The organism is Paenibacillus stellifer (genome assembly GCF_000758685.1).
Lineage (GTDB): Bacteria > Bacillota > Bacilli > Paenibacillales > Paenibacillaceae > Paenibacillus_AQ > Paenibacillus_AQ stellifer.
This window is the reverse complement of the sequence record NZ_CP009286.1, coordinates 4,476,928-4,501,576: the sequence shown is the minus strand read 5'-3', so window position 1 is coordinate 4,501,576 and position 24,649 is coordinate 4,476,928. Positions and strand designations below refer to the sequence as shown.

The following is a 24,649-nucleotide window of genomic DNA, read 5'->3' as shown; positions in this document are numbered from 1 at the left end:
CGCAGGCCGGGCAGGCTGCGGAATCCTATAAGCAGCACCGGGGTATGATTCTTTCGGTCATACCCCGGTCTGCTGAATGGACATGATGAAGAAAACGGGGTGGAGAAGATGGTGAATACGAAGAACACGAACAATACGAACAATACAGAGAATCCGGCATACCGGGAGAATGGCATACATCCGGAGAACGGAATGAAGCCGGACAATGGCTTACATCAGAAGGAGGGAGCAATCCCGCCGGCTGGTGCGGCGCTGACTCATCTGGAGGTGTACCCGGACCGCGCCCAGTATAGACCTGGGCAGCCGGGAAGCCTGCTGATCGAGCTGGAGACCGCGCAAGACGCGATTCTGGAATTGCGGATCGTGTTCAACAAGCTGGAGCGGACGGTAGCTAGCCATACACTGAGCGTTCTAACTACAGGTGGACAACTGCTGAAGCTGCCGACCCCCCTGTATCTGGAGGAGACGGAGTGGGCGGGGTACGGCGCCCGTGTGACAGTGCTGCATGAAGGGGTAGCCCTGGGCGCCGCTTCCACAGCTTACGACATCGCCGATCATTGGCGGCGGGCGCCGCGCTATGGCTTCCTGAGCGATTTCCGCAGCGGTGAAGCGGGAGATTTGCGCGATGTGGAGAGCATGAACAAGTTCCACCTGAACGTCATTCAGTTCTACGACTGGATGTACAGGCACGACGATCTCATTCCGCCGACAGACGAATTTACGGATCCGATGGGCCGGGAGATGTCCTACCGGGTGGTGAAGGAGAAGCTGGCTGCTGTTCAGGGCAAAGGCATGGCGGCAATGGCATACGGTGCGGTATACGCCGGATTGAAGGATTTTCTGCAGCAGCGTCCAGAATGGGGACTGTACCAGCGCAGCGGTGATCCGTTTCAACTGATCGATCTGTTCTATATTATGGACATTACGCCCGGCTCGCCCTGGACCGACCACATCGTCGAGCAGTTCGCGCGGGTGGTGGCGGCCGGCTTCGACGGCATCCACATGGACCAGTATGGCTTTCCCAAAAAAGCGGTCCGCCGCATAGACGGCCGGGAAGAAACCGTCGATCTGGCCGAGTGTTATCCGGCGCTGATTGACCGGACCAAGGCAGCGGTGACGGAGATCGATCCGTCGGCCGGGTTGATTTTCAACAATGTCGGAAATTATCCAGTGAGCAAGACCGCCTCCTCGGACCAGGAAGCGATCTACATCGAAGTCTGGCCGCCAGTCATTCATCTGCGGGAGCTGAAAGGGCTGATCGACAACGCCCGGCTGCTGAACCCGGAGAAACCGGTTATCCTGTCCGCGTACTTGCCGTCATTCTACCCGGAGGCCGGCAACGATCCCGAATGGGCCGAGAACGGAGCTGTACTGACAATGGCAACGATCTTCGCAAGCGGCGGCTACCATCTGCTGCTGGGCGAGGACAACTCAATGTTAACCAAACCGTACTATCCGGACTACGCCCCGATGCGACAAACGTTTGCATTGGAGGTCAGAAGATATTATGATTTCATTGTTAGGTTCGGCGCGCTGCTGCATCATCCCGCTCTGGAGGATGTTTCGTACACTTATACGGCGGGAGTCAACACGGAGATTGTGTTCGAAGGCAGCCATGCGTTCGCTCCAAACGGCGATACAGGGTCCGTCTGGACGATAGTGAAGCGGAAGCCGGGTTATTTGATCGTCCATCTGCTCAATCTGATTGGCCTGGAGGATGATTACTGGGAACACGGCAAGCGGAGCAGGCCCGAACCGCAAAATGGTATCGTTTGCACTGTGCTTTTGGATCATCCGGCCGAAACGATTTATACGGCTAGCCCGGATGATCTGGCCGGGGAGATTGTGTATCCCGACTATACGCTTACCAAGCACGAACAGGGCATAGCGGCGCGGATTGTCCTGCCGAGACTGGACATCTGGACGATGCTGGTCGTCAAATATGGGGAACAGGAGTGAGAATGTGAATTCAAAATGGTGGCAGACAGCGGTGATTTATCAGGTCTATCCGAGGTCCTTTCAGGACAGTGACGGGGACGGGATCGGCGATCTGCGTGGAATCATCAACCGCCTGGATTATCTGGAGCAGCTTGGGATTACGGCAATTTGGCTAAGTCCCGTCTACAAGTCGCCCAACGACGACAACGGGTATGACATCAGCGATTACCGGGATATTATGGACGAGTTCGGCACGATGGCGGACATGGACGAGCTGATCGAGCAGGCCAAGCGGCGGAGCATCCGCATCATCATGGATCTGGTGGTCAACCATACCTCCGATGAGCATCCGTGGTTCATCGAAGCCCGCAAAGGCAAGGATAATCCGTACCGGGATTACTATGTGTGGCGGGACCCGGTTGACGGCGATGTGCCGAACGGACTGAGATCGACGTTCAGCGGCCCAGCCTGGGAGCTGGACGAGGTGAGCGGCCAGTATTTCCTGCATCTGTTCAGCCGCCGCCAGCCTGATCTGAACTGGGAGAACGAGAAGGTTCGGCAAGAGGTCTGGGATCTGATGAATTTCTGGCTGGACAAAGGCGTCGGCGGCTTCCGCATGGACGTCATCGATCTGGTCGGCAAAATTCCCGACCGGGAAATCACCGGCAACGGTCCGAAGCTGCATGAGTATTTGCAGGAAATGCACCGCGAGACGTTCGGCAAGCATGATGTATTGACCGTCGGTGAGACCTGGGGCGCGACGCCGGAGATCGCCAAGCTGTATTCCGATCCCGCGCGCAAGGAGCTGTCGATGGTGTTCCAGTTCGAGCATGTGGGCCTGGACCAGCAGGAGGGCAAGGACAAGTGGGATCTGAAGCCGCTTTCCGTCGGCGAGCTGAAGTCGGTGCTGACGAAGTGGCAGACCGAGCTGGGCAGGGAGGGCTGGAACAGCCTGTTCTGGAACAACCACGACCTGCCGCGCATTGTCTCCCGCTGGGGCGACGACCAGACCTTCCGCAAGGAAAGCGCCAAAATGTTCGCCATTCTTCTGCACCTGATGAAGGGCACGCCCTACATCTATCAGGGCGAGGAGATCGGCATGACGAATTATCCGGTCACGGACATTTCCGAGGTGCAGGATATCGAGAGCATCAATATGTACCGCGAGCGGCTGGAAGCTGGCTACAGCAAGGAGGACATCCTGGCTTCGATCAACGCCAAGGGCCGCGACAACGCCCGAACGCCGATGCAGTGGGACGATACGCCGGGCGGAGGTTTCACGACCGGCGAGCCGTGGCTGCATGTGAATCCGAACTATGCGGAGATCAACGTCAAGGACAATCTGGCAGACCCGGATTCCGTCTTCCATTGCTACCGCAAGCTGATCGCGCTGCGCCAGAGCCACCCGATTGTCGTCTGGGGCGAATTCGAGCTGGTGAAGGATGTGCCGGAGCAGGTGTTCATGTACCTGCGCCGTTACGAGGGAGAAACCTGGCTCGTCGCCGCCAACTTCGGCGGCGAGGCCGTGACGGTGGCGCTGCCGGAGCTGGGTGCGAGCGATGAGATCATCATCGCGAACTACGACCGCCAATCGGCGAACTTCGCCGAGCTCGCACTGCGGCCATACGAGGCCTTCGCAGTGAAGCTGGGCTGAGCGCGGCGGAGGATTCGCAAAGCTGAAGCCTGGCAGCCCGGGCACCGGCGAGGGCGGACACCTGTGAAGGTGGACACCCATGAAGCACACTTTGACGTTGGAGCGGCTGCGAATTGCGGGCCGGAGCTATTTTCACCGTATGGGAATCGTTATAAAATCCGAGATCATTTGGAATCATCCGGTGTATAATGAGGAAAAGAGGAAAAGGAGCTGATAGCCATGACCGACTTTTTTAGTCCGGGTCCCCCTGCTAATTCGACTGATCCCGGAGGCCACAAAGCGAATCATGATGTCAATGCGAGCAAGCTTCACCGGGAAGGCGCTCCCGGCCTCCTCAGACAAGTATCGGATTTACTGATCGGAATTACAATTATAGGAGCAGTTGCCGCGCTGCTGTTATGGATTTTCTAGGGCGGGCGAGCTGCCGGTTCTGGTTCAACGGTTATTAAAAATGAGGCCCGCTAGCCTGTTGGCTTGCCAGGGCCTCTTTGCATTGGACTCTCGAAAGTTCTTTGACGGCGGTTCCCCCCGGATTCCGAGGGCTGTCAGCCGTGAACATGGTGAGGGAAGGGAGCCTGTAGGCGCCCTCCCGGTGATGGAGTCTGCGGTCGATTAGACGAACAGAGAACGGCTGATGATAACCAGCAGGATGAAGAGAACCAGGATTGCACCAGTGCTGGTGAAAGGTCCGTATCCGTATCCGCCTCTTGCTTCTTCGCTCATGTTCATTCCCCTTTCGGTGAGAGGTTGTTGTACTTGAGTACATCGTATTGTATGTGCCATTGTGCGGAGGGGTATGGGCCAATGCCGGAGCAAGCGGGAAAAAATCAATATATGCCCGGGATATGCCCTAGGACAGCAGCAAAAACACGAGCGCGGCCATGGCCGGCAGTCCCTGCTTCACGATAATGCTGCGCTGGGCGGTGAATCCTCCGAACCAGGCGGCGATAATAACGCAGCAGACGAAGAAGAGCTGGATCGACCTGCCGGAATCGCCTGCGAAGAACAGCCCCCACAGCAATCCCGCCGCGAGGAAGCCATTATACAATCCCTGGTTGGCCATCATTACTTTGACGTTGCGATCGCGCATTAGAGAGTCCGGTGTGCGGAAGGTGCGCTTGAAGACGGGAGTTCCGAACAGAAACATCTCCAGGATCATGATGTAGAGATGCTCGGCGGCAACGATCAGTACGAGAATAAAGGCTACGGTTGACATATGAAAATCGACTCCTTTGTTGAAAAATGGGGTAAGGGGCACCACGTTATTTTATCGGATCGAATCAGCTGGTTAAAGTAAAAAAAGCCGCCGCAAAAGCGGCGGTAAAGCGCGGTGGCGGATGGCATTTAGAGCGCTCGGGCTTTCTCCAAATCGCGTACGCCAGCGTACACGAGATCGAACAGATCCTCCAGGTTCTCTTCGGCAATGCAGGAGAAGGCGATGCGCAGATCGGTCTCGCCAAGCGCGATTGTGCCAAGGCCGTATTGGTGGATGAGATGCTGGCGAAGCTCCTCCGCATTCACGGTCTTCAGCTTCAGACACATGAAATAGCCGGAGTTGAACGGGTAGTACGTCCAGGCCTCATCTCCGTATTTGCCGCTGTCGAGCAGCGCCTTGACCTTGTTCGCGCGTCCCTTCATGATCCGGAATTTCTCTTCCTTCTGGGCTTCGAATTTCGGAGCCTTCAGAGCGTCCAGCACAAAGGTCTGGGACGGATGCGAACCGCTGGAAATGGTCGCGCGGATGATGCCAAGCGTCTTCTGCTCCAGAGCGGCCAGAACTTCCGGGCTGTCCGAAGCGTAGGTAATGAAGCCGACCCGGAAGCCCCAGACGAATTCCTCCTTGGTCGCACCATCAATCTTGACGGCCAGCACGCGCGGATGAATGTTCGCAAGCTTCCCAAAGAGCGATTCCTTAAGCGAATCCTCGAAGAAGAGACCGAAATAGGCGTCGTCGCATACCGCTACGATGTTGACCCCTTCCTCAGCCGCCCGGACGATCGCGTCCACAATCGCGTCGCCTTCCTTGAGACCCGGCGTATAGCCTGTCGGATTGTTCGGGAAATTCAGCAGCACAATGGCTTTGCCTTTATCCTTCTGCGCCAGGAGCGCATCCAGCAGCCCGTTGCTGTTGAAGGTCATATCTTCGGTGAACAGCGGATAATTCACGAGCTCCGCACCCCGGCGGACACCGAAGGTCAGCTCATAGTTCTCCCAGTTCTTGTCGGGATAGACGATGGCGTCATCCGGTCCGGCGAACAGGTCGGCGACGATGCTTAGGCCGTGGGTCAGCGCATTGGTGGCAATCGGATTTCCGTATGCTTTGCCTTCGAGCGACGGATTCTCGCGAAGCATCTTCTCCCGCCATACAGTGCGAAGCTCGGGCTTGCCTGCAGGAGGAGCGTAGCCGTACAGATCCTTCGGCGAATAAGCGGAGAGTTTATCCTGAATAACGCCCAGATGCATCGGGCCTCCGTTCTCGGTGGCGATGCCGATCGTGGCGTTGTATTTTTTGGCATTTGCAGTTGCTTCAGCAGATTGGCTCAGAATGCCAACCTTGGGAAAATAGATTTCTCTGCCGAGAGAGGACAGCATATCGTACACATGCCTGTTCCCGGCCTTGATGCTCTCATTCAATTGTCCAGCCTGTGGATTCATCGGTTTCATCCTTCCGGTTATCTTGAAATCTTAGCAGCCTGATGTGAGTGAACGCTCTAACATTGCCTAACATTATATCATCTGCCTTACGGAAGAGTCACTTGTGAAAAGGAGGATTTCCAAAAAAAATGGAGACAATTTTTGCGCTTTTCGACTGAGGGTTTACAGACAAAAAAGAGACCCCCGTCATTCCGGGTGATCTCTGTTCATTTCATCGTCAGGCTTCTTCGGTATCCAGTCCGGCATGATACGGGCAGTACCGCTTCATCATCTCGATTGTCTCGGCGTCCCGTTCGCCATCTCTCGCTTCAAGACCGCTGATGACGGCGTTCCTGTCATCCTCCTTCATATTCTGGCCGAATTTGAATTTGGCGGTGATTTCATCCGGCACTATCCGCACAACGGCGACGGCTTTTAGCTGGGGCCGGTATTTCGGATGATCCGCTTCAATAGGCTCGTATCCGCCCTCGGGCTGCAGCTTCTTCATGAAACAGCCGAGCGCAAGAGCTTTCTCGCTCAGGTCCTCCACGATTTCGGCGCGGCCGAAGATCGTTACGCTTTTGAAGAAAGCGGACGCCGGACAAGCCATTTCAGGGTCGGTAAAATATGAGGGGATGAGCGCAAATTCGTCCGCAATGGTGAAGCAGACCTGGGGCTGGCGGGCGATCGCCTCCATCTTGCCCCCGGCCCGGCTGCCGTGAAAGTACAGATTGCCTCCCGTATACACAAAATTCAGCGGCGTCACGCGCGGCCGGCCTTCTCCGTCTATCACACCGAGAAAGCCGAAGCTCATGCTGTCCAGGAACGCCTCCAGCTCTTCCTCCGACTCGACTTTAAACTCTTTTCTTCTCATGGCAATGCTCCTTCGATTGTGAATGGAATACTCAAGATCATACCGGATAATTGACATTAAAAAAGAGCCCATTTACAGTATTTTTATTAGTCCAATTTGCGGTTGGATATCACGGTTGCGAGGGGATGAAGAAATGGAAGCGAATCTGGTACTGGATCTGGACCGGTATTTGGCCGAGCACCGGTACAAATATTTGGCGCTGTATCACGCCCTGCGGACCGCCATCCTGAACGGCGGTCTTCCGGGCGGTGCGCGGCTCCCCTCGACCCGCAGGCTTGCGGAGCAGTATGGGCTGTCCCGGGGATCAGCGTCGCAGGTCTACGACATGCTTGCTGCTGACGGCTATGTGCGGGGCGAGACGGGAAGAGGCACCTTTGTGTCGGAAAGACTCTCCCGGGCCGGAGCCGCGGCCGAAGCTCCGGTGCCGGATCTGCCGCTGTCCGCCTGGGCCCGGCGGCTGCCGGCAGGCCTTCCGGCGACGGACGAGCCGGAGCCAGCCCCCTTCATCAGCTTCCGCAGCGCCGGAATGCCGATGGAGGTGTTCCCGTATGCGGAGTGGCGCAGCGCGCTGTCGCATGCGTCAGGGCGGGCCGGCGGCGCCCTCGGCCTCACCGCGCCCCCGCAGGGGGACGAGGGGCTGCGCCGGGCAATCGCCGCCCATCTGCGGCTGACCCGCGGAATCCGGAGCGATGCGGAGGACATCATCATCTTCAGCGGGTCCATGCAGGCGCTCGTCCTGCTGACGCAGCTGCTGCTGGACGAGGGAGGCCGGGCCGTGGTTGAGGACCCCGGCTTTCACGGCATCCGCCGCGCCGTGACGGCGGCCGGCGGCATACCGCTTCCCGGCCGGGTGGACCGCAGCGGCCTTGTGCCGGAGGACTGGGACGCCCGGCTGCTCTTCGTCACGCCAAGCCGGCAGTATCCGACGGGAGCCGTGCTGCCGCTGGACCGCCGCCGCAGGCTGCTGGAATGGGCCGCCGCCCGGCGCGCCGTCATCATCGAGGACGATTATGACAGCGAGTTCCGCTGGTCCGGCCGGCCAGTCGAGCCGCTGAAGGCGCTCGACCGTGGAGAACGGGTCGTGTATGTCGGCTCGTTCTCCAACACGATGTTCGCCGGCCTGCGTATCGGCTACGCGGTGCTCCCGCCTTCCCTGACAGGTCCGGCCATCCGGGCGAAAGCCCTGTACGAGCCGCTCCCCGCCGGGCTTCTGGAACAGCGGGCACTGGCCCGCTTCATGGCGCTGGGACATTACGCCCGGCATATCCGGCGGATGTCCCGCCTCTTCGGCGAGCGCGGCCGCCTGCTGCGCGAGCTGCTGGCCGGTCTGCCGGCCGGCCTGTTCGAGCCGCTGCCCGGCGATGCGGGGTTGCATATATACGCCCGCTGGCTTCGCAGCGAAGAAGCCTTCGGCCGCTTTAAGCGGGCGGCCCTCCTGCGGGGGGCGGATTTCCGGGACGCGGCGCGATACCGGATGGAGGCGGCAGAGCCGGCGGCGTGCTTTGCTTTTTCCCATCTGGACGGGTCCGGACTGAGAGAAGGGGTACGCCGGCTCGCCGAAGCCTGGGCTGATGTGCAAAATGAAACGTGAAGATGTATGATTAAGGAAATGTCTGAAGGGAGAGGAGAAACGATGCTTCATGTGCCGCCGTCCGCTTTTGTGATCCTCCCCGCTTTGGCCAAAATCGTCTGCGAGCCGGGATGGAGATGGCAGAAAAGGGAGAAGCCGCTGCCCAACTACGACTTATTCTATGTGTGGAGCGGTGAAGGCACGGTGACTCGCAACGGGACGGCATATAAGGTGGGGAAAGGAAGCTGCTTCCTGTTTCGTCCGGGTGATCACACCAGCGCGACGCATAATCCGCAAAGGCCGCTTGTCATTACATACATTCATTTTGACGTTAACGAGCCAGTCACCGATATTCCGGAGCCTTACCGGGTGCTGGGCGATTCGGTTGAGTTCGAGCACCTGCTCGCTCGTTACGTGCGCCTGTTCCTGGTGAAGACTTTTGCCGCCGAAGAGGAAGGCCGGTTGATTCTGCAGCAGCTGATGATCAATCTGCTTCGGGCCGACATGGCCATGCCGGTGGAGCGGAATGTCAGCAACCAGCTTGCCGAAGTGATTCATGAGGTCGCGAACTATATCAGCCAGAATCCGGGCACACCGCACAGGGTGGAGGAGCTGGCTGCGCGGGCGGGCCTGTCGCCAAGGTATTTCTCGATCAAATTCAAGGAACTGATCGGCTCCTCGGTCCAGTCCTACATCATCAGAACCCGGATCGAACGTGCCCAGCATCTGCTGCTGTACGCCGGCATGAACGTGACGGAGGTCGCCGACGCGCTGGGATACCGCGATATTTTTTTCTTCAGCCGCCAGTTCAAGCAGCATACGGGAAAAAGCCCGTCCGAAATCCGCTGATTTCCCCTTTAGCTCAGTGACTTTGCGGAGCGGCGGAATTTGCCGCAGACCGGATGCAGTGGCGTGCGGCGGAGGCCTCCGGTTATCGGCGGAGTCTGCCGGTTTGAACGGGGACTCTTCAATGACACTGAACCAGAATAACCTTTCGATTGGCCGGAGAAGCTGCTTGTTTCTCCGGTTTTTGACTTTTCCGGACGCCTTCCCTCCCCCTAGGCGTCTTTCGACTGTCCGGTTCCTTCGGCGGCCGGGTATAGAAACCGGAAGGAAGTATAACTCTACTAACGACAATCTTTAGATGGAATGGAAATCATTAATTCTAAAGGAGACACCGATGACAGCGAATCAACCGGAAACCGATAAAGGATGGAATTTGGACAACAGCTATGCGCGTCTGCCTGAATCTTTGTATGCCGAGACAGATCCTGTTCCTGTCACCGCGCCGAAGCTGATCGTGCTGAACGCCCCCTTGGCGACAGCGCTGGGATTGAACGCAGAAGCCTTGAGCGGCGGCGAAGGAGCAGAGATTTTGGCGGGGAACCGGCTTCCGGGTGGCGCCACTCCGATCGCCCAGGCGTATGCGGGACATCAATTCGGGCACTTCACCATGCTGGGCGACGGCCGGGCCGTGCTGCTCGGCGAACAGATTACCCAAGGCAGAGAGCGGATCGATATCCAGCTTAAAGGCTCCGGACGCACGCCATACTCCCGCGGCGGAGACGGCCGGGCCGCGCTCGGTCCGATGCTGCGCGAGTACATCATCAGCGAAGCCATGCACGGGCTTGGCATTCCGACTACGCGCAGCCTGGCGGTTGCGGCGACCGGCGAGCCGGTCTTCCGCGAGACCGCGCTGCCGGGAGCGGTTCTGACCCGTACGGCAGCCAGCCATCTGCGGGTCGGGACCTTTCAATACGCCGCCTGGAAGGGCGGCGAAGAGACGCTTCGCGCCTTGGCGGACTACGCGCTTGAGCGTCACTACCCGGAGGCGGATACGCAGGGGAACCGCTATCTTACGCTGCTTCGCGAAGTGTGCGGGCGGCAGGCTTCGCTGATCGCCAAATGGCAGCTCGTTGGCTTCATCCACGGCGTGATGAACACCGATAATATGACGATCAGCGGGGAGACGATCGATTACGGTCCCTGTGCTTTTATGGATACCTACGACCCACGGACGGTATTCAGCTCCATTGATCAGCGTGGACGCTATGCCTATGGCAATCAGCCGGAAATCGCCGCCTGGAATCTGGCAAGACTTGCAGAGGCGCTGCTCCCGCTGCTGCATGAGAACGAGGATACCGCCGTCACCATGGCGGAAGAGGCGATCGCGGAGTACATGGAGCGTTACAACCGCAATTGGCTTGCCGGGATGCGGAGCAAGCTCGGATTGTTCGGGGAGGAAGAAGGGGACGAGGCCCTTGCGGAAGATTTGCTGGAGCTGATGCATAGTCATCGGGCGGACTACACCAACACGTTTCGCTCCTTGACCCTAAACCAAACAGAGGGTACCGCTCTGTTCGATTCCGATGAGTACGCCAAGTGGCAGGCCCGCTGGGAGGCCAGGCTGAACGGGCAGCAGGAGAACAGGGAGGCTTCCCGGGATTTGATGCGCCGCAGCAATCCCGCCGTCATCCCCCGCAACCACAATGTGGAGGAAGCGCTGGAAGCCGCAGTGGAACGGGATGATCTCACTGTTATGGAGAGACTGCTTGAGGCGCTGTCAGACCCGTATGCATACATCTCCGGACAGGACCGCTATGCCGAGCCTCCGGCTCCGTCCTCTTGCGCCTACCGCACCTACTGCGGGACCTGAGCGTAGAGTACGGAGAAGATGAATCGCCGGACAGTCGAAGCTCCGTTGGGCATTCTTTTTTGGCAAAAAGTCAGTTATGGGAGCAACAGGAGAATGGGCGAAAGGAACTTGGCCCGAAATCGGTCCCGTCTGTTTATGAACCCTATGGATTGCTTTAAGTAGGAAGAGGAGCCTGTAATGGAGAAGGAAGCACAAGGGAGAGGAGTGGGAGTATGTACGAAATCGTGCTGGTCCGTCATGGAGAGAGCGAATATAACAAGCAGAATTTGTTCACCGGCTGGAGTGATCCGGATTTGACTGAGAAGGGGATCCAGGAGGCGAAGGAAGCGGGAAGAACGCTTAAGCAAGCGGGCTATACCTTCGATCTTGCGTTCGCTTCGGTTCTGAAGCGGTCGATCAAGACGCTGAATTACATTCTGGAGGAACTGGACCTGCTCTGGATTCCGGTGCAGAAATCCTGGAAGCTGAACGAGCGCCATTACGGCGCCCTTCAGGGACTGAGCAAGAGTGAGACTGCCGTGAAGTTCGGCGAGGAGCAGCTCCAGATTTGGCGGCGCAGCCTGTCGGTCCGTCCGCCGCTGCTGGAGCCGGATGATCCGAGATACGCCAGAAACGACATCCGCTACAAGGATGTCCGTCCGGGCGACATCCCCCGCGGCGAAAGCCTGGAGGATACGGTGCACCGGGTCGGGGAGTTCTGGAATCAGCGGATCGTGCCGCTCGTGATGAAGAAGGAGCGGGTGTTGATCTCTGCACACGGCAACACGTTGCGCGCGCTGATCAAATATATGGAGGATATCGATGAGACGGCGCTGCTGTCGCTGAATATTCCGACCGGCGTTCCTCTCGTCTATGAGCTTGATGAGGAAGTGAATCCGATCCGGCGCTTCTATCTCGGCGAACAGGAGAAGATTCAGGTGAAGGCCGCCGAGGTCGCCAACCAGGGCAAGGTCAGCGAGTAAACGGGCGATCCTCCTTCAACAGACACAGTCAAACAGCCTTCCGGCATGTTCCGGAGGGCTGTTTTTGGTGAGGCTTCCGTCACGGGGGGTTAGGAATTAATCCTTCACTATCTTTCACCACTGTTATGCCATTTCCTATTCTTCCTCAAACCCGCCGATGAACTGCCGAAGCGGCTCGATTAGCCGGGAGATGTTCAGCGAGTAGTAGAACCGGTTGTCGGTCCGGACGAAGCTGACCGCGCCGGTCTGCTGGAGAAAGCCCATATGGTAGGAGACGGTCGGCGGCGAAATGTCCAGCTTCTCCGCAAGCTCCTGTCCGAACCAGGGACGCTCCTTCAGCAGCCGGAGAATGGCGATCCGCTTCGGGTCGGCCAGCACCTTGAAGAAGGCAGCCTGTTTCTCCAGCAGCCGGGATTCCTGGAACAGCCGGTCGGAATACAAGCCGAGCACGAACCAGTCGTCCGCCCCGCTGCCATATGAGGAATAGGCGTGACAGCCAACGTATTTGAAGAAGCTGAGGTGCACATAACAGCGTTCTGCCTGTTTCTGTACCTCTCTCGCTGTTTCCACAGTCTCTGTATTCTCCGCATTCTTCGTATTCTCCAGGGAGATATACTTTTGCTTGAAATCGGCAGGGTCTTCGCCCAGAGAGCGCTCATAATTTTCCCGTCCGTGCTCGATCAGCGAGATAATACCTTCTTCCAGAGGAGCGTAAGCCGCCGCATAAAATCGGGAGAGCAGCAGCTCGAACCGCATTTTGATCTCCTCCGGGTTCTCCGCCGCTTCCGTTACCCGCCGCTTCCGTTCCGCATCCTGAAAGGGCGTCCGCTTCAGCAGGGCAAGCTGCCCTTCTCGGTCCTCCGAGAGCTCCCGGTAAGCAGGATCTTCCTTAGGAGGAAGTGTATTTTTGCAGACGCTCTGCAGGATTTCAAAGAGGAATTCCGGGGCGGACTTCGCGCGGAAGGCTTCCAGCAGTCCAGGGATGTCCTCCAGCTCCGGACGCGCCGCGATCGTCTTGTACAGAATATAGCCGACCCCGCTCAAATCGTAGAAATATTCCAGCTCTTGCCTCAGATAGCGGGAGAGCGCCGCATCCATATTCCGGAGCGCGTTCTTGATGTCATCGCTAGGCTCCAGATCATAGGAACGGATCATCTCTGTAAAATGCTTTCCCGTCCCTGCGGCGAACAGAGCGTACAGAAACTCCATCGGCGGGTGAACGGTAAGCTGCAAGGTAGACTCCACTTTTATAACCCTCCCGTAACTCCTATTTTGACCAGTCATAGATATAGATTTGATATTTCTCTAACCTATAGTATGACAAAAGGAGAGTGTCAGTCAAACAATCCTTGGATTAGATATATATAAAATACATATTGAATTAGATACAGAATGAACTATAATGATTTCAATGACTATGCAATCAAAGTGACAGGAGGAATGAACATGCCTAAGGTTTTAATTCTGGGCGGAACCACCTATGATTCCATCGTGCGGCTGGATGCGCTGCCGGAGCCCAAGCCCCAGACGATTCATTATGCCCCGTTTCATGAGACGATCGGCTCGACCGGCGCGGGAAAGGCGCTGCCGCTGACCCGGCTTGAGGTGCCTGTAACGCTCCATTCCATTATCGGCGAGGATGATTACGGCAGACGCATTGCCGAAACGCTGGGCGCGGCGGGCGTTGATTTTGTATGGGACCCCGATCCGGCCGGAACCGAAAGACATATCAATCTAATGGACAAGAACGGCGGCAGAATCTCGATGTTCATCACACAGTCCTCTTCCCGGCTTCCTCTTGATCTGTCCCGCCTCGAGAAGCTGATCCAGGGCAGCGATGTGATTGTGCTGAATATTATCGCCTATACGAAGACTCTCATCGAAATGTGCCTGCAATCGGGCAAGCCGGTCTGGACGGATCTTCACGATTATGATGGCGAGAATCCGTATCACAAGGAATATATCGAGGCGGCGGATTATGTCTTTCTGAGCTCGGATAATCTGAGTGATTACAAGGCAGTGATGTCCTCACTGGTGGCGGGAGGCAAACGGCTTGTTGTCTGCACGCATGGCAAGAGAGGGGCGACCTGTCTGACCGGCGAAGGGGAATGGATCGAGATGCCGATCATCGACGAATATAAGCTGGAGGATGCGAACGGTGCGGGCGACAGCTTCTTCGCAGGCTTTTTGTATGGATTTCTGCAGGGACGCTCTCCGCTGGAGTGCATGAGGCTCGCCGCCGTCTCCGCCGGCCTGTGCGTGACCTCGCAGGAGCTGGCTTACCCGGGGCTCGGCAGAGAGCTGCTGGAGCGGGAGGCTGCGCGGCATTTTTCATGATTTTTCATAAATGAGGAACTCAGGAGTACTTACATCCACCATGCTAAAAAAGCCCCTCGCTCTCCCGCAGGAAAAGCGAAGGGGCTTAGCCGTATGCCCACACAACATGATTATTCGGGACGCCGCAGGAATCCCAGCAGTTCTCCCATCTTGACCTTGGCACCACTTTCGAGCCCGGGACGGGGGGTGAAAATACCGCTCTCCGTCAGCAGCACGACAGTAGATCCGAATTCGAAATAAGCGAGATCATCGCCGATCTCAAAAGAGCGCCGGCTCTCGTCCGAATATTTGATGCCGCTGACATTCATCGCGCCCACCTTGGCTACGGCGATTTCGCCGGCGCTGTGGGCCATATAGGTGATCAGCCGCTCGTTGCGGCACAATACGCTCTTCATATTCCTCATGCCGAATTCATTGACTGGATAGCATCTGCCGCGGATATAATCGCTCTCCGTCAGCTTTCCGGTTACAGGGGAATGAATGCGGTGATAGTCCGTAGGACTAAGGTACAGCACGAAAAAATAGCCTTTCTTGTACAGCTCCTGATGCGGCGAGTGGTTCAGCAGCTCCTCCAGCTTGTAGTCCTGTCCCTTGACGTTAAGCAGGGTACCCGATTCAATCGTTCCCATAGCCGTAATCAGCGCGTCGACGGGACTGGCCACGGCATCCGGCTCTTCGGTTACGGGCCGCATCCCCGGCTTCAGCCTCCGGCTGAAAAATTCATTAAGCGAGGCATATTCCGAGGGATTCTTCTCCGCCTGGGCAGCAGGAATCTGATAAGTGCGAATAAAGACCGGGATCAGAAGGCGGCTGAATCTGCTGTGGGCAAAAGCGCCCATCAAGCGGGACAGCCACCGGTGCGAGGACAGCTCGGTCATCAGGCGCAGCAGTGGTTTAACCATGCCTTGTCTCCCTTCCGTCATGCAGCGCCCGTGCTTCTCTTAAGCGAAGCCACGGGCCGCTCTGCATTATATTGACATAGAATAGGAGACAAATCAATAACGTTATTCCCTGACATCCTGATCCAGCAAATGACGCGCATACGCCATGGGCCGGCGGTAGCTGTCCTTCCAGGCGCTAGCTAATCCGGCCTTGAAGAAGCCGTATCGCTGGTCGCGCCCGTTGCATTCGATGAAGTACAGCTTGCCGTCCCGGGTAACTCCGATATCAAGGCCGACATCGGCGAGTCCCGGCAGGCTCCGCTCCAGGGTGCGCACCACTCTAAGCGCCAGATCGGCTGCTCCCATACGGTAATGGGCGGCTTCGCGGGGTGTGAAGACCTTCTCCAGTACGGACACCGCTTCCGCCGCCTCCCCGCCCCGGGCGATATTGGAGACGAAGCTGCCGGGCGGAGCCAGCTTGGCGAAGAGGCCCGTAACCGCCCATTCTCCCCCGAAGCCGCGCTGGACTGTTACGCGCAGATCGAAAGGCTGGTTCTCCGCTTCGGCCAGAGGCAGACGCTCCTGAACGAGATAGGAGCCCTCATGAATGCGAAGCAGCAAGGCCGACGGCACTTCGGGGGAGGGAAGCCGCACATACTCCACCTGGCCTTTTGAAAGGAATTCCCAGATCCAGCCGACATTATCTCTTCTCAGCCGCATAATTCCTCTGCCAACGCTTCCCCTCCTCGGCTTCAGAATCAAATCCGAGTGCCGCTCCAGCATGTTCCGCAGTCCTTCGATCCCGGATTCTGTATCGGGAAGATGGGGGACTAGACCGGGCTCATTCATTAGCAGTTGGTGGATTTCGTCCTTGGGATAGCGCGTGTGCAGGTTGAAGACCCGGATGCCCCGCGCAGACAGTCTTTCGGTCGCCGTGCTTCCCGGCGGGTAGATGGCCCGATTATGGATGACCCCGGGAATCGGGACGGTGGTCTTGACGAGCCTGCGGGCAGTCCGGATATAAGCAAGGCAGCGCCCGGAAGCGAGGTCCAGTTCGGACAGCTTCAGAAAGCACGCCTTCAGCCCGTAAGCCGCTGCGCCTTTCTCATAGAGATCTAAGGACTCCCAGCCTGTTCGGCCCCGGGGAATTCCATCGTGCGCTGCCGCATTCAGCAGAATACCGACGAGTCTATGCTCCATTCGTCCAACCCTCCCGGAGGTCTGTCACCGTTCTTCCTCCAGCATATGCCGAATCCGCCCGCAGGCATGGACGAATGAGGGGAGAAGCCGCCTATTTTGCACATAAGAGCGTTGCAGATATGAACGGAAATGCCGGAGCTTGGCCGGTTGTTCAGAACCGGGCGGGACGAAAGAACCGGAGTGCCCTGGCATGCCGTGCAACTTCCGGGAATGTCCGGTGTCACCTGAACGGGCGTCCGCATATGATGCATAGGCGATAACACAGCGGAGGGAGGGACTGCTTGTGAGCAGATCCAGGAAAAAACCGCCGGTCAAGGCGAAAAGAATTCATTATTTTGTGGATAACCCGGACATCACGGAAATCAGTATTCTGGAACCGAAGCCGATGCTCAAAAGCGCATTAACTGCCGCAGAACCGGCAGCGGACGCCAAGCCGGAACTGATGAAGGAAGAGGATTTTGAGGAGCTCGTGCTTCATGCAGCGGCAGCTGCAGAAGTGGAGGCCGACCCGGTGGACGGCCGGGCTCCGGACGACGTCTTCCCTGACTTGCCGGCAGACGCCAAGCCGGATGGGGCAATCGCCGATGCGAACATCCAGGATGTACTGGAAAGCCTGCAGCCGGATAGCTCTTTCTTCAGCCAAGCGGAACGGATCAAACGGAGAGTCTATACCGACGATTTGTCGGATGGAGCGGTAACCGGGCCCAAGATCGCTCCAAGGAGCATTGATGGTTCGAAGCTGAAGCATGGCAGCATTGGCTCGCTCTGGCTTCAGGATTACGCGGTACAGGGCATCCATCTCGCGGACAAGGCGATAACTTCGGCCAAACTTGCTGCGGGTTCGGTAACAGGCGAGCATTTGGCCGACGGCAGCGTATCCGGCTCCAAGCTTCTGGATCGCTCGATCGGAGGCGAGAAGCTGAAGGAAGGCAGCATTGGGCCCGAGAAGCTGGCGGACCGAATAATCGGAGCGGCCCATATCGCGGACGGGTCGATCGAAGGCCGCCATCTTGCCGATTGCGTAATTACGTCCGAACTGCTGGAAGACGGAGCAGTCACAAGCGACAAAATCGGCAGCGGCGCCATTTCGGCCCGCCATCTGGAGAACGGCCTGATCGACCGATCCAAGCTGTCCGACGCGGCGGTCGGCGGAGACATTCTGGAGAACGGGTCCGTTACGGGCGAGAAGCTGGCCGAAGGCGCGGTAGACAGCACCCATTTGGGGTCAGGGGTTGTCGAAGCCAAGCATCTGGCAGCCGGAGCTATCGGGCCGGAGCAGCTGGCCGGACGGCTGATCGGGGCAAGTCACCTTCAGTTCGGAAGCGTGGGCAGCCGGCATCTGGAGTCCGGAGCGATCGGCTCGCGCGAGCTTGCCGATGAGGCGGTGCAGGGCCGACATTTGGCGCAGGATGCGGTGAGCGGCGCTCATATCGCCGGCGGTACGGTCACCGGCCGCCATCTGGCCGACCACAGCATCACCTACGCCAAGCTTGCCGAAGGCGCTGTCGGAACAGCTCAACTGGTCGAGCAGTCGGTCACCTCGTCCAAGATCGCCGATCAAAGCGTGCTCGGCCACAAACTGGCAGATGAAGCGGTCGCCACCCGTCATCTCGCCAAATCGGCTGTGCGTGCCGCGCATCTGTCACCGCAATCCGTCGGCGCCATCCATCTTCAGCCGGATGCCGTTGGCGAGGAGCAGCTTCGCCAGGGATCGGTTGGACCGGAGCAGCTGAAGGAAGAATCTGTGCAGGCCCGCCATCTGGTTCCCGGCACGATTACCGGAGCGGAAATCGCTGCCGAGACGCTGGAGACCGGCCATCTGCGGCCAAAGAGCGTTACAGCCGGCAAGCTGGCTGACGGCAGCGTTACGGCCGCCAAGCTGGCCGATCGCGCAGTTGACAGCTCCTCGATTGCTCCGGGAGCGGTGAGCGGTGAGCACATTGCATTTTGCACGGTGGAGGAGAAGCATCTGGCCGACTCCAGCGTAAGCGCGCGGACAATTCGGGAATCGGCGGTCGATGCCGCACGTCTTGCGGATGGAGCAGTGGATGCCCGGCATCTGCGGAAGAACAGCGTCGCCCCGATTGCGCTGCAGCCCGGCTCCGTTACGGAGGAGAAGCTGGCGGCGGGATCGGTCAAGGACGTTCATGTAGCTCCCGGAGCGATTCAGCCCCATCATTTGGCTGACCATGTCGTAACCTCGCTGAAGCTGTCTCCTGAAAGCGTGACGAGCGACAAGCTGGGGGATTTCGCCGTTACCAGCGCCAAGCTGGCCGATGGCAGTGTGGAATCCGGCAAGCTCGCGGCCGGATCGGTGCAGGGCGGACATCTGTCGGCAGGCGCGGTGGGCAGCAGCGCCATCGCCGCAGGAGCGCTGCGGCCCGAGCATTTCGGTCCGGGCGCTATCGGAAGCGAGCATATTCGGCCGCTGGCAGTGGGCAGCGCCCATCTCCAGCCCGGTTCCGTCGCTGGCGTCCACCTGCAATCCGGCAGCGTGGAATCCGGCAAGCTTGCGGCCGGCTCCATCCTGCCCGTGCATCTGAGCGAAGGTGCTGTCGGAGCAGAGGCGCTTGCTCCAGAGGCGGTGCAGGGCGGTCATCTCAGCGCTGGAGCCGTTGGCGGAGAGCATATCCGTCCTTTCTCGGTCGATGCGCCGCATCTGGCGCCTGGCGCCGTTTCGGCCGAACATCTGGCCGACGGCTCGGTTGGCAGCCGCCACCTTGCGGCTGAGGGTATCCGGCTGGAGCATCTGTCAGCGGAAGTCCGCTCCTCCGAGCTGCTGCCGGACGGATCGCTTCCGGGCAGCAAGCTGGCTCCCGGAAGCATCGAAGGTGATCGGCTGGTGGAAGGCACGATCGGGCAGCACCAGCTTCAGCAGGGAGCGGTGGACGGTACGAAGATCGCCGGCAGTGCTGTTCAGTCCCGCCATTTGGCTGCTGGCAGCGTAGGGAACACGCATTTGGCACCGAACTCGGTGGGAGGCGCCCAGCTTCAGGAAGATGCGGTTGGCGGAGCGAAGATCGCCGCCCATGCGATCCAGGCACGCCACCTGGCGGCGGATAGTGTTCGGAACGCACATTTGGCGCCTGACTCGGTTGGGGGTGTCCAGCTTCAGGAGGATGCGGTAGACGGCACGAAAATTGCCGACAATGCGATCGAATCCCGCCATCTCGTTGCGGACAGCGTAGGAAATGCGCATCTGGCGCCGAATTCGGTGGGAGGCGACCAACTGCGGAAGGAATCGGTAGACGGCACAAAGATCACTCCATATGCCATCCAATCCCGCCATCTGGCTGCTGGCAGCGTAGAACACACACATCTGGCGCCGAAATCGGTCAGCAGGGAACAGCTTCAACAGGAGGCGGTGGATGGCACGAAGATCACTGCCCGTGCCATCAAGTCCCGCCATCTGGAAGAAGGCAGCGTGGAGCATGCGCACCTGGCTGCGGGCTCGGTGGGAAGCGAGCAGCTTCAGGAAGAAGCGGTGGACGGTGCGAAGATCGCGTCCTTCGCGATTCAATCCCGCCACCTGGAAGAGGGCAGCGTGGAGCATGCGCATCTGGCGGCGGATTCGGTAGGAAGCGAGCAGCTTCAGGAAGAAGCGGTGGATGGTGCGAAGATCGCATCCTTCGCGATTCAATCCCGCCACCTGGAAGAAGGCATCGTAGAGCATGCGCATCTGGCGGCGGATTCGGTAGGAAGCGAGCAGCTTCAGGTAGAGGCGGTGGACGGCACGAAAATCGTCCCCTTCGCTATCCAGTCCCGTCACTTGGAAGAAAGAAGCGTACAGCATGTGCATCTGGCTGCGGATTCGGTAGGAAGCGAGCAGCTTCAGGAGGAAGCGGTGGACGGCACGAAGATCGCGCCCTTCGCTATCCAGTCCCGTCACTTGGAAGAAAGAAGCGTACAGCATGTGCATCTGGCTCCTGGCTCGGTAGGGGGGGACCAACTACAGGCGGAAGCAGTGGACGGCACGAAGATTGCCGCCCATGCCATTCAGTCCTGCCATCTGGAAGAAAGCAGTGTGCAGCATGTGCATCTGGCTCCCGGCTCGGTAGGGGGGGACCAACTACAGGCGGAAACAGTGGACGGCACGAAGATCGCCGCCCATGCGATCCAATCCCGGCACCTGGAAGAAGGCAGTGTGCAGCATTCCCATCTGGCTGCAGATTCGGTCGGCAGTGAACAGCTTCAGGCGGAAGCGGTGGGCGGCACGAAGATTGCGTCCTTCGCGATCCAATCCCACCATTTGGAAGAAGGCAGTGTGCAGCATTCCCATCTGGCTGCGGATTCGGTTGGTAGCGAGCAGCTACGGGCGGAAGCGGTGGACGGTACGAAGATTGCCTCCTTCGCGATCCAATCCCGCCATCTGGAAGAAGGCAGCGTGCAGCATGAGCATCTGGCTGCGGAATCGGTCGGTAGCGAGCAGCTTCAGGCGGAGGCGGTGGATGGCAGCAAGATCGCGCCCTTGTCGATCCAATCCCGCCACCTGGAAGAAGGCAGCGTGGAGTATGCACATCTGGCTGCGGAATCGGTCGGCAGCGAGCAGCTTCAGGAGGAAGCGGTGGATGGCACGAAGATTACTAATCGTGCCATACAATCCCGGCACCTGGAAGAGGGCAGCGTGCAGCATGCGCATCTGGCTGCGGACTCGGTAGGCAGCGAGCAGCTTCAGGAAGAAGCGGTGGATGGCAGCAAGATCGCGTCCTTGTCGATCCAGTCCCGCCACCTGGAAGAGGGCAGCGTGCAGCATGAGCATCTGGCTGCGGATTCAATCGGCAGCGAGCAGCTTCAGGAGGAAGCGGTGGATGGCAGCAAGATTGCCTCCTTCGCGATCCAATCCCGCCATCTGGAAGAAAGCAGCGTGAAGCATTCCCATCTGGCTGCGGACTCGGTAGGCAGCGAGCAGCTTCAGGAAGAAGCGGTGGACGGCACGAAGATCGCGTCCTTGTCGATCCAATCCCGCCACCTGGAAGAGGGCAGCGTGCAGCATGAGCATCTGGCTGCGGAATCGGTCGGCAGTGAGCAGCTTCAGGCAGAGGCGGTGGATGGCAGCAAGATCGCGTCCTTGTCGATCCAATCCCGCCACCTGGAAGAAGGCAGCGTGGAGTATGCACATCTGGCTGCGGAATCGGTCGGCAGCGAGCAGCTTCAGGAAGAAGCGGTGGATGGCAGCAAGATTGCCTCCTTCGCGATCCAATCCCGCCATCTGGAAGAAGGCAGCGTGCAGCATTCCCATCTGGCTGCGGAATCGGTCGGCAGCGAGCAGCTTCAGGCGGAGGCGGTGGATGGCAGCAAGATTGCGTCCTTCGCGATCCAATCCCGCCACCTGGAAGAGGGCAGCGTGCAGCATGAGCATCTGGCTGCGGACTCGGTAGGCAGCGAGCAGCTTCAGGCGGAGGCGGTGGATGGCAGCAAGATCGCGTCCTTGTCGATCCAATCCCGCCACCTGGAAGAAGGCAGCATAGAGTATGCACATCTGGCTGCGGACTCGGTAGGCAGCGAGCAGCTTCAGGCGGAAGCGGTGGATGGCAGCAAGATCGCGTCCTTCGCGATCCAATCCCGCCATCTGGAAGAAGGCAGCGTGCAGCAAGTGCATCTGGCTGCGGATTCAATCGGCAGCGAGCAGCTTCAGGAAGAAGCGGTGGATGGCAGCAAGATTACGTCCTTCGCGATCCAATCCCGCCATCTGGAAGAAAGCAGCGTGAAGCATTCCCATCTGGCTGCGGACTCGGTAGGCAGCGAGCAGCTTCAGGCGGAAGCGGTGGACGGTACGAAGATTGCCTCCTTCGCGATCCAATCCCGCCATCTGGAAGAAGGCAGTGTGCAGCATTCCCATCTGGCTGCGAATTCGGTTGGCAGCGAGCAGCTGGCCGCAGGCTCTGTCAACGCTGAACACTTGGCTGACAGCTCGGTGGAAAGCCGGCATCTCACCGCTGGAGGCGTGAAGCTTCAGCATCTGTCCGCCGAAGTTCGTTCGTCCGAACTGCTTCCCGATTACTCCATTCCGGGCAGCAAGCTGGCCCCCAAGAGCATTGGCTGGGAACATTTGGCTCCCGGTTCGGTCGGCAGCGAGCAGCTTCAGGAGGAAGCGGTGGGCGGTGCGAATATCACGTCCTTCGCGATCCAGTCACGTCATCTCCAAGAAGGCAGCGTGGATAATACGCATCTGGCTCCCGGTTCGGTCAGCGGCGAACAGCTTCAGGAGGAAGCGGTAGATGGCACGAAGATCACGTCCTTTGCGATCCAGTCCCGTCATCTCCAAGAAGGCAGCGTACAGCAAGTGCATCTGGCTCCCGATTCGGTCGGTGGCGAACAGCTTCAGGCGGAAGCGGTAGACGGCACGAAAATCACGTCCTTCGCGATCCAATCCCGTCACCTGGAAGAAGGCAGCGTACAGCAAGTGCATCTGGCTCCCGATTCGGTCGGTGGCGAACAGCTTCAGGCGGAAGCGGTAGACGGCACAAAAATCGCGTCCTACGCGATCCAGACCCGTCACATAGAAGAGGGCAGCGTACAGCAAGTACATCTGGCTCCCGATTCGGTCGGTGGCGAACAGCTTCAGGCGGAAGCGGTAGACGGCACGAAAATCACGTCCTTCGCGATCCAGTCCCATCATCTGGAAGAGGGCAGCGTACAGCAAGTGCATCTGGCTGCAAATTCGGTCAGCGGCGAACAGCTTCAGGAGGAAGCGGTAGATGGCACGAAAATCACGTCCTTCGCGATCCAGTCCCGTCACCTGGAAGAGGACAGCGTACAGCAAGTGCATCTGGCTGCAAATTCGGTAGGGGGCGAACAGCTTCAGGAGGAAGCGGTGGATGGTACGAAAATCACCGCCCGCGCCATCCAGTCCCATCATCTGGAAGAAGGCAGCGTCCAGGATTATCATTTGGCCGAAGGGGCGGTTGGCAGCCAGCATCTGACTGCGGATTCGGTCTTAGGCAGTCACCTGGCAGATGGCGCTGTCGACAGCCGCCATCTGGCGGCAGGCGGCATCCGGCTGGAGCATCTGTCCGCAGAGGTCCGGTCGCCGGAACTGCTGCCGGACGAATCGATCTCCGGCGGTAAGCTGGTGCCGAAGAGCATCGGCGGCGACCGGCTGGCAGACGGCTCGGTCGGCTCGTCGGAGCTGCAGGAAGGTGCGGTAGACGGCACGAAGATCGCACCTTCCTCGATCCAGTCCCGCCACCTGGAAGAAGAGATCGTACAGAGCTGCCATCTGGCTCCCGCTTCGGTCGGCCAGGAGCATCTTATGCGGGGGGGCGTAACGCCTCAGCATTTGTCCTTTAATCCGGTACGGGGCGCCGGCGACCGCACCACGCTTCAGCAGTTCGGGATGTCAGCCTTTATGTTCGCAGCCGGGTCTGACGACGTTGATGTGACGGTGACCTTCGATGAGCCGTTCGGTCATTCGGGATATGTTCTGGTTGCCATGACCAATCAGCCCTTCTTCCATGCTTCATTAAAAAGCAGAGGGGATGCCGACGCCATCATCCATATCACCCGGCTAAAAGATACTTCGCATTTCTTCGGAGTTCTCTCCTGGATCGCCATCGGTTCTCCCGCAGCGAAGCCGGCCTCGATCGACCGGCTGTACGATTAAACCTGCAGATCGGGAGAAGTTCTGCTGGTTCACGATTCTGCATACCCAACTCAAGCGCAGCCTCGGGGCTGCGCTTTGCTGGTGCGCCTCACAGTCGCACAATCTAAGTGGTTCAAATCCACTCGGTAACTTTACCCTTTAAAGTGCCGTAGCCGAAGCAGACATCCGGCAACCGGAGGTTGCCACGGATGGGCAGGGTGTCTTCCGTGAGGAAGAATCCGAAGGGCCTGCAGGCAAAGTCCAGCCCGGAATGCGGTGAACCAGAGGTGGCGGCGATGCTGGGTGACCCGCCCAGAAAACGGGGAAACTTATGCGAATAAGCATACCTTGCAGGAAAACA

16 protein-coding genes are annotated in these 24,649 nt (G+C 58.7%); 9 read left to right on the top strand and 7 right to left on the bottom strand.

Annotated elements, in window-relative coordinates; genetic code table 11:
- Window positions 1-108 precede the first annotated feature (108 nt).
- From PSTEL_RS20675 to PSTEL_RS20665, 3 genes are all read left to right on the top strand, one after another.
- Window positions 109-1,959 (top strand): glycoside hydrolase family 66 protein, encoded by a 1,851-nt coding sequence (locus PSTEL_RS20675; RefSeq protein WP_052098753.1) that lies wholly within the window; start codon window positions 109-111, stop codon window positions 1,957-1,959.
- A complete protein-coding gene (locus PSTEL_RS20670) occupies window positions 1,943-3,592 on the top strand; it encodes a glycoside hydrolase family 13 protein (protein WP_038698270.1) in 1,650 nt (549 codons plus the stop codon). The genes PSTEL_RS20675 and PSTEL_RS20670 overlap by 17 nt, the downstream gene beginning before the upstream one ends.
- Window positions 3,593-3,811: 219 nt before the next feature.
- Window positions 3,812-4,003 carry a hypothetical protein gene (locus PSTEL_RS20665; protein ID WP_038698268.1) on the top strand — a complete coding sequence of 64 codons (192 nt, stop codon included), beginning with the start codon at window positions 3,812-3,814 and terminating at the stop codon, window positions 4,001-4,003.
- A gap of 201 nt (window positions 4,004-4,204) precedes the next feature.
- Here the strand turns inward: PSTEL_RS20665 and PSTEL_RS28210 are convergent, their stop codons facing one another.
- The 4 genes from PSTEL_RS28210 to PSTEL_RS20650 form a co-directional block, all read right to left on the bottom strand.
- A complete protein-coding gene (locus PSTEL_RS28210; protein ID WP_217646142.1) occupies window positions 4,205-4,315 on the bottom strand; it encodes a YjcZ family sporulation protein in 111 nt (36 codons plus the stop codon).
- 127 nt (window positions 4,316-4,442) lie between these two features.
- A complete protein-coding gene (locus PSTEL_RS20660; RefSeq protein WP_038698266.1) occupies window positions 4,443-4,808 on the bottom strand; it encodes a DUF1304 domain-containing protein in 366 nt (121 codons plus the stop codon).
- Window positions 4,809-4,936: 128 nt separating this feature from the next.
- Window positions 4,937-6,247: an aminotransferase class I/II-fold pyridoxal phosphate-dependent enzyme gene (locus tag PSTEL_RS20655; RefSeq protein WP_038698264.1), complete on the bottom strand. Its 1,311-nt coding sequence runs from the start codon at window positions 6,245-6,247 to the stop codon at window positions 4,937-4,939.
- A gap of 217 nt (window positions 6,248-6,464) precedes the next feature.
- On the bottom strand, window positions 6,465-7,100 hold the full coding sequence (locus PSTEL_RS20650; RefSeq protein ID WP_038698262.1) for a pyridoxamine 5'-phosphate oxidase family protein: 636 nt from the start codon (window positions 7,098-7,100) through the stop codon (window positions 6,465-6,467).
- Window positions 7,101-7,233: 133 nt separating this feature from the next.
- Here PSTEL_RS20650 and pdxR point away from each other — a divergent pair, with 133 nt between their 5' ends.
- The 4 genes from pdxR (at window position 7,234) to gpmA (ending at window position 12,288) form a co-directional block, all read left to right on the top strand.
- Complete coding sequence (gene pdxR / locus PSTEL_RS20645; protein WP_038698260.1) at window positions 7,234-8,691, top strand: MocR-like pyridoxine biosynthesis transcription factor PdxR; 1,458 nt, start codon at window positions 7,234-7,236, stop codon at window positions 8,689-8,691.
- A 42-nt stretch (window positions 8,692-8,733) separates the two neighbouring features.
- On the top strand, window positions 8,734-9,519 hold the full coding sequence (locus PSTEL_RS20640) for a helix-turn-helix domain-containing protein (protein ID WP_038698258.1): 786 nt from the start codon (window positions 8,734-8,736) through the stop codon (window positions 9,517-9,519).
- A 331-nt stretch (window positions 9,520-9,850) separates the two neighbouring features.
- Window positions 9,851-11,326 carry a protein adenylyltransferase SelO gene (locus PSTEL_RS20635; RefSeq protein WP_038698256.1) on the top strand — a complete coding sequence of 492 codons (1,476 nt, stop codon included), beginning with the start codon at window positions 9,851-9,853 and terminating at the stop codon, window positions 11,324-11,326.
- A gap of 212 nt (window positions 11,327-11,538) precedes the next feature.
- Complete coding sequence (gene gpmA / locus PSTEL_RS20630) at window positions 11,539-12,288, top strand: 2,3-diphosphoglycerate-dependent phosphoglycerate mutase (RefSeq protein WP_038698254.1); 750 nt, start codon at window positions 11,539-11,541, stop codon at window positions 12,286-12,288.
- A gap of 135 nt (window positions 12,289-12,423) precedes the next feature.
- On the opposite strand, the gene PSTEL_RS26455 is transcribed toward gpmA, so the two are convergent.
- Window positions 12,424-13,533 carry an ArsR/SmtB family transcription factor gene (locus tag PSTEL_RS26455; protein WP_052098751.1) on the bottom strand — a complete coding sequence of 370 codons (1,110 nt, stop codon included), beginning with the start codon at window positions 13,531-13,533 and terminating at the stop codon, window positions 12,424-12,426.
- Window positions 13,534-13,734: 201 nt separating this feature from the next.
- Between PSTEL_RS26455 and PSTEL_RS20620 the strand changes: the two genes are divergently transcribed.
- On the top strand, window positions 13,735-14,625 hold the full coding sequence (locus PSTEL_RS20620) for a carbohydrate kinase family protein (protein ID WP_038698252.1): 891 nt from the start codon (window positions 13,735-13,737) through the stop codon (window positions 14,623-14,625).
- Window positions 14,626-14,735: 110 nt separating this feature from the next.
- Here the strand turns inward: PSTEL_RS20620 and asd are convergent, their stop codons facing one another.
- Both asd and PSTEL_RS20610 read right to left on the bottom strand, forming a co-directional pair.
- Complete coding sequence (gene asd, locus PSTEL_RS20615) at window positions 14,736-15,527, bottom strand: archaetidylserine decarboxylase (protein WP_038698250.1); 792 nt, start codon at window positions 15,525-15,527, stop codon at window positions 14,736-14,738.
- A 102-nt stretch (window positions 15,528-15,629) separates the two neighbouring features.
- Window positions 15,630-16,706 carry a YheC/YheD family endospore coat-associated protein gene (locus PSTEL_RS20610; protein WP_038698248.1) on the bottom strand — a complete coding sequence of 359 codons (1,077 nt, stop codon included), beginning with the start codon at window positions 16,704-16,706 and terminating at the stop codon, window positions 15,630-15,632.
- Between the two features lie 283 nt (window positions 16,707-16,989).
- On the opposite strand from PSTEL_RS20610, the gene PSTEL_RS20605 reads away from it, so the two are divergent.
- A complete protein-coding gene (locus PSTEL_RS20605; protein ID WP_038698246.1) occupies window positions 16,990-24,309 on the top strand; it encodes a WIAG-tail domain in 7,320 nt (2,439 codons plus the stop codon).
- The last annotated feature ends 340 nt before the right edge of the window (window positions 24,310-24,649 follow it).